The sequence below is a fragment of the Pseudomonas sp. DP-17 genome (assembly GCF_022380625.1).
Lineage (GTDB): Bacteria > Pseudomonadota > Gammaproteobacteria > Pseudomonadales > Pseudomonadaceae > Pseudomonas > Pseudomonas nitroreducens_A.
This window is the reverse complement of record NZ_JAKSXG010000004.1, coordinates 289,896-302,815: the sequence shown is the minus strand read 5'-3', so window position 1 is coordinate 302,815 and position 12,920 is coordinate 289,896. Positions and strand designations below refer to the sequence as shown.

General features: G+C 67.8%; 10 protein-coding genes. 5 read left to right on the top strand and 5 right to left on the bottom strand.

Going from position 1 to position 12,920, the window contains the following annotated elements:
* Positions 1-47 precede the first annotated feature (47 nt).
* The 5 genes from MJ122_RS10750 to MJ122_RS10730 form a co-directional block, all read right to left on the bottom strand.
* On the bottom strand, positions 48-575 hold the full coding sequence (locus MJ122_RS10750; RefSeq protein WP_239744145.1) for a DUF3828 domain-containing protein: 528 nt from the start codon (positions 573-575) through the stop codon (positions 48-50).
* A 63-nt stretch (positions 576-638) separates the two neighbouring features.
* The gene (locus tag MJ122_RS10745; RefSeq protein WP_239744144.1) at positions 639-1,955 is read right to left on the bottom strand and encodes an FAD-dependent monooxygenase; all 1,317 of its coding nucleotides are present in this window, start codon (positions 1,953-1,955) and stop codon (positions 639-641) included.
* Positions 1,956-2,167: 212 nt separating this feature from the next.
* The gene (locus MJ122_RS10740) at positions 2,168-2,839 is read right to left on the bottom strand and encodes a S8 family serine peptidase (RefSeq protein WP_239744143.1); all 672 of its coding nucleotides are present in this window, start codon (positions 2,837-2,839) and stop codon (positions 2,168-2,170) included.
* Entirely contained in the window at positions 2,829-4,556 is a 1,728-nt protein-coding gene (locus MJ122_RS10735) for an ABC transporter ATP-binding protein (RefSeq protein WP_239744142.1), read from the bottom strand. The genes MJ122_RS10740 and MJ122_RS10735 overlap by 11 nt, the downstream gene beginning before the upstream one ends.
* Entirely contained in the window at positions 4,556-6,454 is a 1,899-nt protein-coding gene (locus MJ122_RS10730; RefSeq protein WP_239744141.1) for a sigma-54-dependent Fis family transcriptional regulator, read from the bottom strand. The genes MJ122_RS10735 and MJ122_RS10730 overlap by 1 nt, the downstream gene beginning before the upstream one ends.
* Before the next feature lie 262 nt (positions 6,455-6,716).
* On the opposite strand from MJ122_RS10730, the gene MJ122_RS10725 reads away from it, so the two are divergent.
* The 5 genes from MJ122_RS10725 to MJ122_RS10705 all read left to right on the top strand — a co-directional run bounded on the left by MJ122_RS10725 (position 6,717) and on the right by MJ122_RS10705 (position 12,793).
* Positions 6,717-7,121 carry a MerR family DNA-binding transcriptional regulator gene (locus tag MJ122_RS10725; protein WP_024765595.1) on the top strand — a complete coding sequence of 135 codons (405 nt, stop codon included), beginning with the start codon at positions 6,717-6,719 and terminating at the stop codon, positions 7,119-7,121.
* Between the two features lie 55 nt (positions 7,122-7,176).
* Complete coding sequence (locus MJ122_RS10720; protein ID WP_239744140.1) at positions 7,177-8,340, top strand: isovaleryl-CoA dehydrogenase; 1,164 nt, start codon at positions 7,177-7,179, stop codon at positions 8,338-8,340.
* Positions 8,341-8,416: 76 nt separating this feature from the next.
* Positions 8,417-10,024: a carboxyl transferase domain-containing protein gene (locus MJ122_RS10715; protein ID WP_239744139.1), complete on the top strand. Its 1,608-nt coding sequence runs from the start codon at positions 8,417-8,419 to the stop codon at positions 10,022-10,024.
* A gap of 10 nt (positions 10,025-10,034) precedes the next feature.
* Positions 10,035-10,832: a gamma-carboxygeranoyl-CoA hydratase gene (locus MJ122_RS10710; protein WP_088417370.1), complete on the top strand. Its 798-nt coding sequence runs from the start codon at positions 10,035-10,037 to the stop codon at positions 10,830-10,832.
* On the top strand, positions 10,832-12,793 hold the full coding sequence (locus tag MJ122_RS10705) for an acetyl/propionyl/methylcrotonyl-CoA carboxylase subunit alpha (protein WP_239744138.1): 1,962 nt from the start codon (positions 10,832-10,834) through the stop codon (positions 12,791-12,793). Before MJ122_RS10710 ends, MJ122_RS10705 begins: the two co-directional genes overlap by 1 nt.
* The last annotated feature ends 127 nt before the right edge of the window (positions 12,794-12,920 follow it).

Here is a 12,920-nt window from a genome sequence, read left to right as displayed (position 1 = left end):
ACGAAGTCCGCTCCTACGGCCCCTCAGCAACGATGCGAGCCCTGCAATCAGGGCCTGGCCGCGTCCTTCTTCAACTGCAGCAGCTCCCGGGTGCTATGCCGCAGGTTCTCGGCCAGGCTGCCCTGTTCATTGAAGCAGTCCTCCACCAGCCAGCCCCCGGCCGTGCGATGCAGCAACAGGCCAAGGTCGCGGTCCTCCCCCGTCAGGGCATCCTTGAGTACCACCCGTGTCTTGATTCGCTCGTCGTCCACCGGAGCGAATTCCAGCGACTTCACCTTGATATCCCCCCAGTCCTGGCAATCGCACAGCGGGTCGCCACCCAGGTAGCCCAGCTCACCGTCGGCGGCGTCCTGGTCGGCCTTCATCAAGGCGATCAGCGAGGCGTCGTAGACGTCCTCTTCTTTCAGCGTCTTGTTCGGCACACCCGGACCGTCCGGCGAATAGCTGGCATACAGCTGGCGCACGAAGCGCTCCGCGCTGGCGGTGTCGGACACCGACGTCGAAGCCGCGAGCGAAGTATCGAAGAGCGTCAGCAGGATCAGCGACAGGGCGAAGGCGGAGCGCAGGCAGGCCATGGGATTCTCCATCGGGCAGCCGGGCATCATCGCCCGACGAGGCCTCGAGATTCCGTGAAGTGGTTAAAACTGCGGGCGATAGCCCTGGGACAGCAGCCAGCCCTGGAAGACCCGCCGGCGCTCCGGCGGCAAGTCCGCGAGCACCTGCGCCTCCGGCTCTGCGCGCAGGCGCCGCAGCCAGGGCGCCAGCTCCAGGCCATCCAGATGCCAGATGCCCAGTGGCTGGTCGGCGCTGATCACCACTTCCGCCTCGTCGACGAAATTACCTCTCAACACCGGCGCACGCTCGATGCGCAGGCTGGCGAAGTCTGCCGGCGCGTGGCTTGGCTGCTGGTCCGGCCAGGCGCGACGGGCCTGCCAGAACGGCAGCTCGCTCCACTGCGTTTCACTGGCGTAGAAATCACGGCCGACGCGAGCGAAGCGCAGGAACAGCTGCTCGACCCGCTGCTGGTGGAAGCGCCGGGCCAATTCCGCCCGCTCCGGCGCGCGCAGCAGCGTGTTGATCACCAGCGGCGCCTGCAAGGCCGAGGACAGCGACTGGAAGATGCCGTTGCCGGACAGCGGGTCCACCGCCATTGCCGCATCGCCCACCCGAATCCAGTTGTCGCCACAGGCTTCCAGGCTGAGGATCGCCGTGCTGCTGCGAGCGTGCAGGTCCAGCTCGCGCTCCTCGGTGTCAGCGAAGAATTGCCGAACCAGCGACGAGGCGGCGCGGCGCTCGCGGCAGTAGTCCGGCAACTGCTCGCGACTCGGCAACTGGCTGCTGGCAACATCCAGGGTGAGCTGCCAATAGCAGCGCCCGTCTTCCAAGCGCGCCATCCATGCCCAGCCATCGGCCAGGCTTTCCACCGCTGTCGCCAGCGGACCACGCGCGCCCTGCCAGCGGTTGAGCAGGCTGAGGGTTTCCGGGCCGCGCCGGGCTTTCATTCCCTTCTGGTTCAGCGGCGCCTGCCGACCTCGGGCCTCGACCAGAAATGCGCCCTGCACTTCCCGGCCGTTTTCGAGTTTCACGCGCCAGCCGGAGCCATCTTCCGCCACGCCCAGCACCTGGGCCTCGATCAGTTCGACGCCAGCTTGCCGCAAGTCCCCGCGCAGCCCCGCATCGAAGCGCGGGCGGTCGAGGACGCATTCGATGTTCTGCGCGCTTTCCACACCGTTCCAGTGCACACGCCGTTGCGACGGCGGCGCGGCGCATTTCAGTGCATGCTCCAGGCCGGCATTGCGCAGGCCTTCCAGCACGCGCTGGGACACGCCCTCGACGGCGGCGAAGCGGCGCCATTCGCTGATCACGACAACCGGGTGGCCAAGGCGGCGCAGGCCGAGCGCGACGGCGGCTCCGGCGGGGCCGGCGCCGAGGATCAGGATGGGGGATTCAGTCATGCTGTGAAGGCCCTCAACCTAGCCCCGAGGACACGAACAACTGCCAATGGACCAAACTCGGCGTGACTGCACGACCCTCTCCCCCGCCCTCTCCCTGAAGGGAGAGGGAGCTCTACCCGTGCCAATTGACACCTCGTCATCATCCTGCGCCGTACGGTCCCCTCTCCCTTCAGGGAAAGGGTTAGGGAGAGGGAAAAACGCACGACCACCACTCACAAACTCACCTTCCGCTCGATCCCGCGAAAAGCCGCGCGCTCGCGCATCAACTCGACGAGCTGCACATTCGACAGCTCCGGCCGCTCGACCAGCAGCGCCGCCAGATGGCCACTGAAAGCCGCGCAGCCCAGGCTTGCACCGGAGCGCCCAGCAACGGTCACCGCCGCGCCGAAATCCGCCTGCGGGCTGTCCAGCCAGGACCACTGGCCGTCGCCGCAACGCGCATCCCCCGTCACGCGGATCACACCGGGATAGCTCGCCGGAAACACCGGCTCGCCCCGCGCCGGGCTCGATGCACAAACCAGCACGCCAGCTTCGACCAGCTCCGTCACGGCCCCGCGCAGGATGGGGCGATCCTGTCGCACGCCCAGGCTCAGGTTGATCACCCGTACGCCCTGCTCGCCCAACCAATGCAGCGCGGCAGCTATTTGCAGCGGGCTGGTCACGCCACGCTCATCGAAGACCTGGGCGACGCAAAGACGGGCACCGGGCACTTGGGAAAGAATCGCTTCGCAGACGACGCTGCCATGGCCGAGGCGATCAACCGACAATGGCAGTCGGTCCAGGCCATCATCGGCGAGACGGAAACGTTGCCCGGCGACGACGGAGCCAGCCTGCTCCGCAGCATGTCCACTATCGACCACCCCAACCCGCAGCTCAGGCCTCATGACGCTGCACCGGCTGAGCCTCGCGCACACGCATCTGCCCATCCTGCAATTCCAGGTGCAGGTCTGCAGCGGCCAGGGTCGAAGTACGGTGGCTGATCAGCAGGCGCGTGCGCCCGGCGAACAGCTGGTCGATGGCCGCGATCACCTCGCGCTCGGTGCTTTCGTCCACCTGCGAGGTGGCTTCGTCCAGCACCAGGATCAGCGGGTCCTGCAACAGCGCGCGGGCGATGGCGATACGCTGCTTCTGCCCCCCGGAAAGCTGCTGGCCGCGCTCCCCCAGCGGGCTGTCGAGGCCTTCGGGCAGGCTGGCGATCAGGCTGTCCAGCTGCGCCACGCGGGCGGCCTTGTCGATGGCCTCGCGGCTCGACTCGGGCGCGCTGTAGGCCAGGTTGTCGGCCAGGCTGCCGCGGAACAGCACGATATCCTGGCTGACCACCGCCACGCGCCGGCGCAGGGCGTGCACGTCGAGCTCACGCAGGTCCACGCCGTCCAGCAGGATGCGCCCCTGGTCGGGGTCGTAGAAACGTTGCAGCAGGTCGATCAGGGTGCTCTTGCCGACGCCGGACGGGCCGCTCAGCGCGACCTTGAGGCCGGCGGGAATCACCGCCTGCACAGCCTGAAGTACCGGCTGCGCGCGGCCTGGCCACGCGTAGTGCAGGTTCTCCAGGCGCAGCTCGCCTATGGTCGGCATCGGCCGTGGCGCGACAGGCGAGACGATCGTCGCTTCTTCGCCGCGCAATTCCATCACCCGGCCGAGGCTGACCGTCATGCGCTGCAACGCGACGTAGAGCCCCAGCAGGCTCTGCACCGGCCCGATGGCCATGCCCAGGTAGGTGGAAAAGGCGATCAGAGAACCCAGTTGCCAGGTCCCCTGCACCACCCAGTAGCCGCCGACCAGGAAGGCGCAGGCGCGGGACAGCGACATCAGCGTGCCGGGCACCGCCTGGGTGAAGAATTCGGTGAGTTGCAGGCGCAGAAGCTGGCCCAGGTAACCCTGCCCCAGTCCTTCCAGGCGCCCGGCTTCGCGGTGCTGCTGGCCAGCGGACTGGATGAATTTCATTGCCGGCAACGTCTCGACGAAGAAGGACGAGAGGTCTGCCGAGCGCTCGCGCAGGCCGCGCGCCTCGCGCTCCACCTTGCGCCGCATCCAGCGCAGCCAGAGCACGTCCAACGGGATCAGCAGCGCCACCAGCAACGAGAGCTTCCATGAGAGGGTGAGCAGCAGCACCAGCGCGCCGACCAGGCCGATCACACTGGACACGGCGGAGAACAGCGAGTCCACGGCGAAGCGCTGGATCTCGGCGACGTCGCCGTCCAGCCGGGACATCAGGTCGCCGATGCGGCGGCGGCCGAAGAAGCTTGGCGAAAGCGTCTGCAGGTGGCGGTACAGCGCGTCGCGCAGGGAAAACAGGATGCGTCCGGACAGGCGCGTGTGCAGGTAGCGGTTCAGACCGGACAACGCCGTGCCGACGAGGCCGGCGACGATCATCGCGCCAGCGACCATCACCAGCACCGGGAAGTCCTTCGCCAGCAGGCCGTCGTCGATCAGCGTCTTGGTCAGCCAGGGCTGTGCCAGCACCAGCAAGGAAGCGCAGAACGACAGCCCGAGCAGGCCGGCAATCGCCGCCTTGTGCGGACGCACGAAGCCATACAGCCAGTGCAGCGAGGCCTTGAGCCCCTGGGGGTCGTCGCTCTCGATCAGGCGGGTGAAGAACATCAGCCCACCTTGAGTTGCTTGAGCTTGCGGTACAGCGTGGCGCGGCTGATGCCCAGCGCGTCGGCGGCGGCGGAGACGTTGCCCTGGTGGCGCTCAAGCGCCTGGCGGATCAGTTCCAGTTCGTTCTCGCGGATACTGCCACTCTGCGGGCGCTCACCGGTGCTGAGTTCGTCCAGGGTGCTGTCGGGCAGATGGTCCAGCCCGAGCACATCCTCGCCCTCCTCGCGCATGGCCAGCGCCGTGCGCAGGACCATCTCCAGCTGGCGGATGTTGCCCGGCCAGTGGTAGTCGCGCAGCAGGCCGAGCAGTTCGGCGGAGAGCTTCACCTTGGGCGCGCCCAGGCGGGCCAGCAGGCCGCTGGCAAGTTCGGCAAGATCGTCGCGCTCGCGCAGGGCCGGCAGCTTCACGCTGATGCCGTTGACGCGGTAGTAGAGGTCTTCGCGGAAGTGTTTTTCCTCCACCAGGCGCTTGAGGTCGCGGTGGGTGGCGCAGATCAGCGCGACGTCGATGTCCTGCTCCTCGCCGGCCCCCAATGGCGCCACCTTGCGCTCCTGCAGCACGCGCAGCAGGCGCGCCTGGAGGGCCAGCGGCATGTCGCCGATCTCGTCGAGGAACAGCGTGCCGCCGTGGGCCTGCTGCAGCCGGCCGACCATGCCGCCGCGCCGCGAGCCGGTGAAGGCGCCGTCGCGGTAGCCGAACAGTTCGGATTCGATAAGCCCTTCGGGAATCGCCGCGCAGTTCACCGCGACAAAGGGTTTGTCGCTGCGCGCGCTGGCCTGGTGCAGGGCGCGGGCCACCACTTCCTTGCCGCTGCCGGTTTCACCCAGCAGCAGCACCGGCAGCTCGTTCACCAGCCCCTGGCGCGCCATGCGCAGGGCACGAGCGTAGCGCGGGTGGCTGCCGGCCAGGGCTTCGAGTCCGGGACCGGTGGACGAACGCGGCGCGCGGGCGCTGACCGGCACCGCGTGGCTGCGCAGCGGCGCCTGGAGGGTCTTGTAGAACAGCTCGCCCTTGGGCGTCTGCAGGCTGCCAACGCCGCCCTGGTGGAGACGGCCGAGCAGTTGCTCGCCGCGCAGACCGAGGAGGTCTTCGCTGCGCCGGCCCACCAGGCTTTCGCGGTGGGCACCGAGCAGTTGACAGGCCTGGCCGCTGACGGCCAGTACCTTGCCGTCCAGCCCCAGCGCCAGCAGGCCCTGCCAGGCGGAGTCCAGGTACTGGCGACGGTAATGGAAGGCGATCACCACCTGCCCCGGATGGCTGACGGCGAACAGCCGTGCCTCGATCTGGAACACCGCGAGGCTGAGCAGCGAAAGGCTTTCGCGCGGACCGGAGAGCGGCCCTTCGCGGGTCATGTCGAGCACACCGAGCAGCGTACCCTGGGGCCCTTCGATGGGTACCGAGGTGCAGGAGAAGCGGCTCAGGCGGTCGAGGAAGTGTTCGCCGCAGTCGATCTGCGTGGCGCGCTTTTCCACCAGCGCGGTGCCCAGCGCGTTGGTGCCACGGGCAGCTTCGCTCCAGCACGCACCCTGCACGATGTCGGCCAGGCCCTTGCTCTGCATGCGCTCGCGGGCGCCTTCGACACAGAGGATGGTGGCGTCGGCGTTGGCCAGGATGATCACCCCGTCATGGCCCTGGCGCTGTTGCAGGTAGTCGAGCTCGGGGGTGGCGGCATCGAGCAGCAGGCGGTTGCCGGCCAGCAGCACATCGGGTTTGACCCGCGTGTCGAGGCCGTGCTCGGTGCCGCTGGCGCAGTCCAGGCCATGGCCGAGGCTGCGTCGCCAGGAAGCGTCGATTTCCTCGCGGAGCACGCCGCTGGGGACTTCGCCTTCCTGTTGCAGGCGTTCACGGGCCAGGTGGGCTTCGCGCAGCAGATCACTGCTTATTGTTCTTGTCGTCATGCATCGCTCCGGTAGGTTCCGCGCCCCATTTCAGGGAGGTCGGGCGCGGAACTCGCAGGCTGGTCAGGGCTGTGTACACCCGCAGACGGCGTCAGTAAAGGGGAAGCCCCCCGGTAGGAAAGTCTAGTAGGGAGCAGCAGGCAATTCCCGCGCCACTCCCCCCTTCTCACTCGCTTGCCGCGCCGCCATCGAGGTGTGTTGACAGTGACTCAAGGCAGGTTTACGTTAACGTAAAGGTAAACGACCGAGCAAGAAGATTCCCATGCCCACGACCTACACCATCTCCGAGCTGGCCCGCGAACTGGACGTCACCACCCGCGCCATCCGCTTCTACGAGGAACAGGGCATGCTCAGCCCCGAGCGCCGTGGCCAGGAGCGCATCTACAGCGCCAAGGACCTGGTGGCCCTGAAGCTGATCCTGCGCGGCAAGCGCATCGGCTTCTCGCTGGCCGAGTGCAAGGAGCTGATCGACCTCTACGACCCCAGCAGCGGCAATACCAGGCAGCTGCAGACCTTCCTCGACAAGATCACCGCGCGCCGCGCACAGCTTGAGCAACAGTTGCTCGACATCGAGCAGATGAAACTGGAACTGGACACGGCCGAGGAACGCTGCCTGGCGGCCATGGCCGAGACCGACAAACCCCGCAAGCAGCGCGCCACGAGCTGACCTCGCCGCCCTGCCGCTCCCTCATCCGCATATAAATACAAGTACAGGTGATTCCATGAGCTACCCCTCCCTCAACTTCGGCCTCGGCGAAACCATCGACATGCTGCGCGAGCAGGTGCAGGGCTTCGTCGCCAGCGAACTTGCCCCGCGCGCCGCGCAGATCGACGCCGACAACCTGTTCCCCATGGACATGTGGAAGAAGTTCGGCGACATGGGCCTGCTCGGCATCACCGTGGCGGAGGAATACGGCGGCGCCAACATGGGTTACCTGGCCCACGTCATCGCCATCGAGGAAATCAGCCGTGGCTCGGCGTCGGTCGGCCTGTCCTACGGCGCGCACTCCAACCTGTGCGTCAACCAGATCAAGCGCAACGGCAACGCCGAGCAGAAAGCCAAGTACCTGCCCAAGCTGATCAGCGGCGAGCACATCGGCGCCCTGGCCATGAGCGAGCCCAACGCCGGCTCCGACGTGGTGTCGATGAAGCTGCGCGCCGAGAAGCGCGGCGACCGCTTCGTGCTCAGTGGCAGCAAGACCTGGATCACCAACGGCCCGGACGCCAACACCTACGTGATCTACGCCAAGACCGAGCCGGAAAAGGGCGCCCACGGCATCACCGCGTTCATCGTCGAGCGCGACTGGAAAGGCTTCAGCCGTGGCAGCAAGTTCGACAAGCTGGGCATGCGCGGCTCGAACACCTGCGAGCTGTTCTTCGATGACGTGGAAGTGCCGGAAGAGAACGTGCTGGGCGCCGTCAACGGCGGCGTGAAGGTGCTGATGAGCGGCCTGGACTACGAGCGCGTGGTCCTCGCCGGCGGCCCGATCGGCATCATGCAGGCCTGCATGGACGTGATCGTCCCCTATATCCACGACCGCAAGCAGTTCGGCCAGAGCATCGGCGAATTCCAGCTGATCCAGGGCAAGGTCGCCGACATGTACACCCAGCTCAACGCCAGCCGCGCGTACCTGTACGCGGTGGCCCAGGCCTGCGACCGCGGCGAGACCACCCGCAAGGACGCCGCCGGGGTGATCCTCTACACCGCCGAGCGCGCCACCCAGATGGCCCTGGACGCCATCCAGATTCTTGGCGGCAATGGCTACATCAACGAGTTCCCCACCGGCCGCCTGCTGCGCGACGCCAAGCTCTACGAGATCGGCGCCGGCACCAGCGAAATCCGCCGCATGCTGATCGGCCGCGAGCTGTTCAACGAGACCCGTTAAGCCCAACTCGCCGATTCGTAGGATGGGTAGAGCGAAGCTCCACCCGTCCTACCTGCCCTTCGCACGTGGAGACGCCATGACCATCCTCGGCACCCAACTCAATACCCGTTCCCCGGAATACGCCGCCAACGCCGCAACCATGCTGGAGAACGTCCAGGATCTGCGCGCCGTCCTCGGCCGCGTCCACGAAGGCGGCGGCGCCGCCGCCCAGGCCAAGCACACCGCGCGCGGCAAGCTGCTGGTGCGCGAGCGCATCAACCGCCTGCTCGACGCCGGCTCCCCCTTCCTCGAAGTCTCCGCCCTCGCCGCCCATGAGGTGTATGGCGAAGACGTCGCCGCCGCCGGGGTGGTCGCCGGCATCGGCCGGGTGGAAGGCGTGGAATGCATGATCGTCGGCAACGACGCCACGGTGAAAGGCGGCAGCTACTACCCGCTGACTGTGAAGAAGCACTTGCGCGCCCAGACCATCGCCCAGCAGAACCGCCTGCCCTGCATCTACCTGGTGGACTCCGGCGGCGCCAACCTGCCGCGCCAGGACGAGGTCTTCCCCGACCGCGAGCACTTCGGCCGGATCTTCTTCAACCAGGCCAACATGAGCGCCCAGGGCATCCCGCAGATCGCCGTGGTGATGGGCTCCTGCACTGCCGGCGGCGCCTACGTGCCGGCGATGAGCGACGAGACCATCATGGTGCGCAACCAGGCCACCATCTTCCTCGCCGGCCCGCCGCTGGTGAAGGCCGCCACCGGCGAGGTGGTGAGCGCCGAGGACCTGGGCGGCGCCGACGTGCACTGCAAGACCTCCGGCGTGGCCGACCACTACGCCGAGGATGACGAGCACGCACTGGCCATCGCCCGCCGCTGCATCGCCAACCTCAACTGGACCAAGCAGGGCCAGCTCAACACCCGCGCCCCGCGCGCGCCGCTGTACGCCGCCGAGGAGCTGTACGGCGTGATCCCGGTGGACAGCAAGCAGCCCTTCGATGTGCGCGAGATCATCGCCCGACTGGTGGATGGCAGCGAATTCGACGAGTTCAAGGCGCTGTTCGGCACCACCCTGGTGTGCGGCTTCGCCCACCTGCACGGCTACCCGGTGGCCATCCTCGCCAACAACGGCATCCTCTTCGCCGAAGCCGCGCAGAAAGGCGCGCACTTCATCGAACTGGCCTGCCAGCGTGGCATCCCGCTGGTGTTCCTGCAGAACATCACCGGCTTCATGGTCGGCCAGAAATACGAGGCCGGCGGCATCGCCAAGCACGGCGCCAAGCTGGTCACCGCCGTGGCCTGCGCCCAGGTGCCGAAGTTCACCGTGATCATCGGCGGCAGCTTCGGCGCCGGTAACTACGGCATGTGCGGCCGCGCCTACGACCCGCGCTTCCTGTGGATGTGGCCCAACGCGCGAATCGGCGTGATGGGCGGCGAGCAGGCCGCAGGCGTCTTGGCCCAGGTCAAGCGCGAGCAGGCCGAACGCGCCGGTCACGCGCTGTCCGCCGAGGACGAGGCGAAGATCAAGGCGCCGATCCTCGAACAGTACGAGCGCCAGGGGCATCCCTACTATTCCAGCGCGCGCCTGTGGGACGACGGCGTCATAGACCCCGCGCAGACCCGCGACGTGCTCGGCCTCGCCCTCTCCGCCTCGCTCAACGCCCCCATCGAAGCGACCCGCTTCGGCGTCTTCCGCATGTAAGGCCGCCGCCATGACCGACTTCCAGAACATAGAACTCGACATCGACCCGCGCGGCGTCGCCAGCCTCTGGCTGAACCGCCCGGACAAGAACAACGCCTTCAACGCCCAGACCATCGCTGAACTGATCCAGGCATTGGACATCGTGGCTGGCGACGAGCGCGTGCGCCTGCTGGTACTGCGCGGGCGCGGCAAGCACTTCTGCGGCGGTGCGGACCTTTCCTGGATGCAGGAATCCGTGCAACTGGACTACCAGGGCAACCTGGGCGACGCCCAGCAGCTCGCCGAACTGCTCTACAACCTGCACCAGCTGAAGAAGCCCACCCTCGCCATCGTGCAGGGCGCGGCCTTCGGCGGCGGCGTCGGACTGGTCTCCTGCTGCGACATGGCCCTGGCCGCCGAGGACGCGCAGTTCTGCCTGTCCGAAGTGCGCATCGGCCTGATCCCGGCCACCATAGGCCCGTTCGTCGCCAAGGCCATCGGCCAGCGCGCCGCCACCCGCTACGCCATGACCGCCGAGCGCTTCAGCGGCGTGCGCGCCCGCGAGCTGGGCCTGGTGGACGAGCACTACCCAGCCGCCGAACTGGACGAGAAAGCCGACGCCTGGATCGCCAACCTGCTGAACAACAGTCCGGCAGCCCTGGTGGCCTGCAAGGCGCTGTTCCACGAAATCGGCGCGGGCGAACTCAAACCCGAGCTGCGCCGCTACACCGAAGCGGCCATCGCCCGCATCCGCATCAGCCCCGAGGGGCAGGAAGGCCTGCGCGCCTTCCTGGAAAAACGCAAACCGGCCTGGCAGGAGCAAGCCTGATGAGCAAGATCGATACCCTGCTGGTGGCCAACCGCGGCGAAATCGCCTGCCGCGTGATGCGCACCGCCAAGGCCCTGGGCCTGACCACCGTGGCCGTGCACAGCGCCACCGACCGCAACGCCCGGCACGTCGAAGAGGCGGACGTCGCCATCGACCTGGGCGGCGCCAAGCCCGCTGAAAGCTACCTGCGCGCCGACGCCGTCCTTGCCGCCGCGAAAGCCGCCGGCGCCCAGGCCATTCACCCCGGCTACGGCTTCCTTTCGGAGAACGCCGGCTTCGCTCGCGCCTGCGAAGAGGCCGGGCTGATCTTCCTCGGCCCGCCGGCCAGCGCCATCGACGCCATGGGCAGCAAGTCCGCCGCCAAGGCGCTGATGGAAACCGCCGGCGTGCCGCTAGTGCCCGGCTACCACGGCGAAGCCCAGGACTACGCGACCTTCCAGCGCGAAGCACAGCGCATCGGCTACCCGGTGCTGCTCAAGGCCGCCGCCGGCGGTGGCGGCAAGGGCATGAAAGTGGTGGAGCGCGAGGCCGAGCTGGCCGAGGCGCTGGAGTCCGCCCAGCGTGAGGCGCAGTCCGGTTTCGGCGATTCGCGCATGCTGGTGGAGAAGTACCTGACCAAACCGCGCCACGTGGAAATCCAGGTCTTCGCCGATAAACACGGCAACTGCCTGTACCTCAACGAACGCGACTGCTCGATCCAGCGCCGCCACCAGAAAGTGGTGGAAGAAGCGCCGGCTCCGGGCCTCTCCGTCGAACTGCGCCAGGGCATGGGCGAAGCCGCCGTGCGCGCCGCCCAGGCCATCGGCTACGTCGGCGCCGGCACCGTGGAGTTCCTCTACGACGAAGGCAGCGGCCAGTTCTTCTTCATGGAGATGAACACCCGCCTGCAGGTGGAACACCCGGTCACCGAAGCCATCACCGGCCTCGACCTGGTGGCCTGGCAGATCCGCGTCGCCCGTGGCGAACCGCTGCCGATCACCCAGGAACAGGTGCCGCTGAATGGCCACGCCATCGAAGTGCGCCTGTACGCCGAAGACCCCGAGGGCGGCTTCCTGCCCGCCAGCGGTCACCTCGCGCTGTACCGCGAACCCGCCGCCGGCCCCGGCCGCCGGGTGGACAGCGGCATCCGCGAGGGCGACGACATCTCGCCGTTCTACGACCCGATGCTGGCCAAGCTGATCGCCTGGGGCGAGAACCGCGAGGAAGCGCGCCAGCGCCTGCTGTCGATGCTCGCCGAAACCGCCGTTGGCGGCTTCAAGACCAACCTCGCGTTCCTGCGCCGCGTGCTGGCCCACCCGGCCTTCGCCGAAGGCGAGCTGGATACCGGTTTCATCGCCCGCTACCAGGACACCCTGCTGCCCGCCCCCTCCGTCCTGCCCGAGCGCTTCTGGCAGCTCGCCGCAGAAGCCTGGGTGCAGAGCGAAACCGCCCGCGTGCGCGGCGATGACGCCCACTCGCCCTGGTCCGCCCAGAGCGGCTGGCGCAGCGGCCTGCCGGGGGAAACCGACCTGCACCTGCTGGCCAAGGGCGAATCCCAGGTGGTGCGCCTGCGCCATGCCGACGGCCAGCGCATTGCCCAACTCGACGGGCAATGGCTGGAGGTGAAGGACGGCGAGATTCGCCGCCGCCACCAGGTGGTCCGCCGTGGCGACAATCTCTATCTGGAATGGAACGGCGAGCTGGTCGGCGTGCAGCGTTTCGACCCCATCGCCGAGGCCGAAGCGGCCCACGCCCACCACGGCGGCCTGGGCGCGCCAATGAACGGCAGCATCGTGCGCATCCTGGTCGAACCCGGCCAGAGCGTCGAAGCCGGCGCCGCGCTGGTGGTGCTCGAAGCCATGAAGATGGAACACAGCATTCGCGCGCCGCACGCCGGCGTGGTGAAATCGCTGTATTGCAGCGAAGGCGAGCTGGTGTCGGAAGGTACGGCGCTGGTGGAGCTGGAAGAAGCGCCGGCCTGACACGGGCTTTTGTAGGGCGCATAACGCGCCAGCGTTATCCGCCACCTGGCAACGGCGGATAAAGCGTTCCGCTTTATGCGCCCTACTTGGCTGCCCGAATGACACCAGCGCCACGCGATTGCAGCGG

Coding starts and splice junctions, on each gene's coding strand:
- MJ122_RS10750 (WP_239744145.1), bottom strand. CDS start 575: ATGGCCTGCCTGCGCTCCGCCTTCGCCCTGTCGCTGATCCTGCTGACG.
- MJ122_RS10745 (WP_239744144.1), bottom strand. CDS start 1,955: ATGACTGAATCCCCCATCCTGATCCTCGGCGCCGGCCCCGCCGGAGCC.
- MJ122_RS10740 (WP_239744143.1), bottom strand. CDS start 2,839: ATGAGGCCTGAGCTGCGGGTTGGGGTGGTCGATAGTGGACATGCTGCG.
- MJ122_RS10735 (WP_239744142.1), bottom strand. CDS start 4,556: ATGTTCTTCACCCGCCTGATCGAGAGCGACGACCCCCAGGGGCTCAAG.
- MJ122_RS10730 (WP_239744141.1), bottom strand. CDS start 6,454: ATGACGACAAGAACAATAAGCAGTGATCTGCTGCGCGAAGCCCACCTG.
- MJ122_RS10725 (WP_024765595.1), top strand. CDS start 6,717: ATGCCCACGACCTACACCATCTCCGAGCTGGCCCGCGAACTGGACGTC.
- MJ122_RS10720 (WP_239744140.1), top strand. CDS start 7,177: ATGAGCTACCCCTCCCTCAACTTCGGCCTCGGCGAAACCATCGACATG.
- MJ122_RS10715 (WP_239744139.1), top strand. CDS start 8,417: ATGACCATCCTCGGCACCCAACTCAATACCCGTTCCCCGGAATACGCC.
- MJ122_RS10710 (WP_088417370.1), top strand. CDS start 10,035: ATGACCGACTTCCAGAACATAGAACTCGACATCGACCCGCGCGGCGTC.
- MJ122_RS10705 (WP_239744138.1), top strand. CDS start 10,832: ATGAGCAAGATCGATACCCTGCTGGTGGCCAACCGCGGCGAAATCGCC.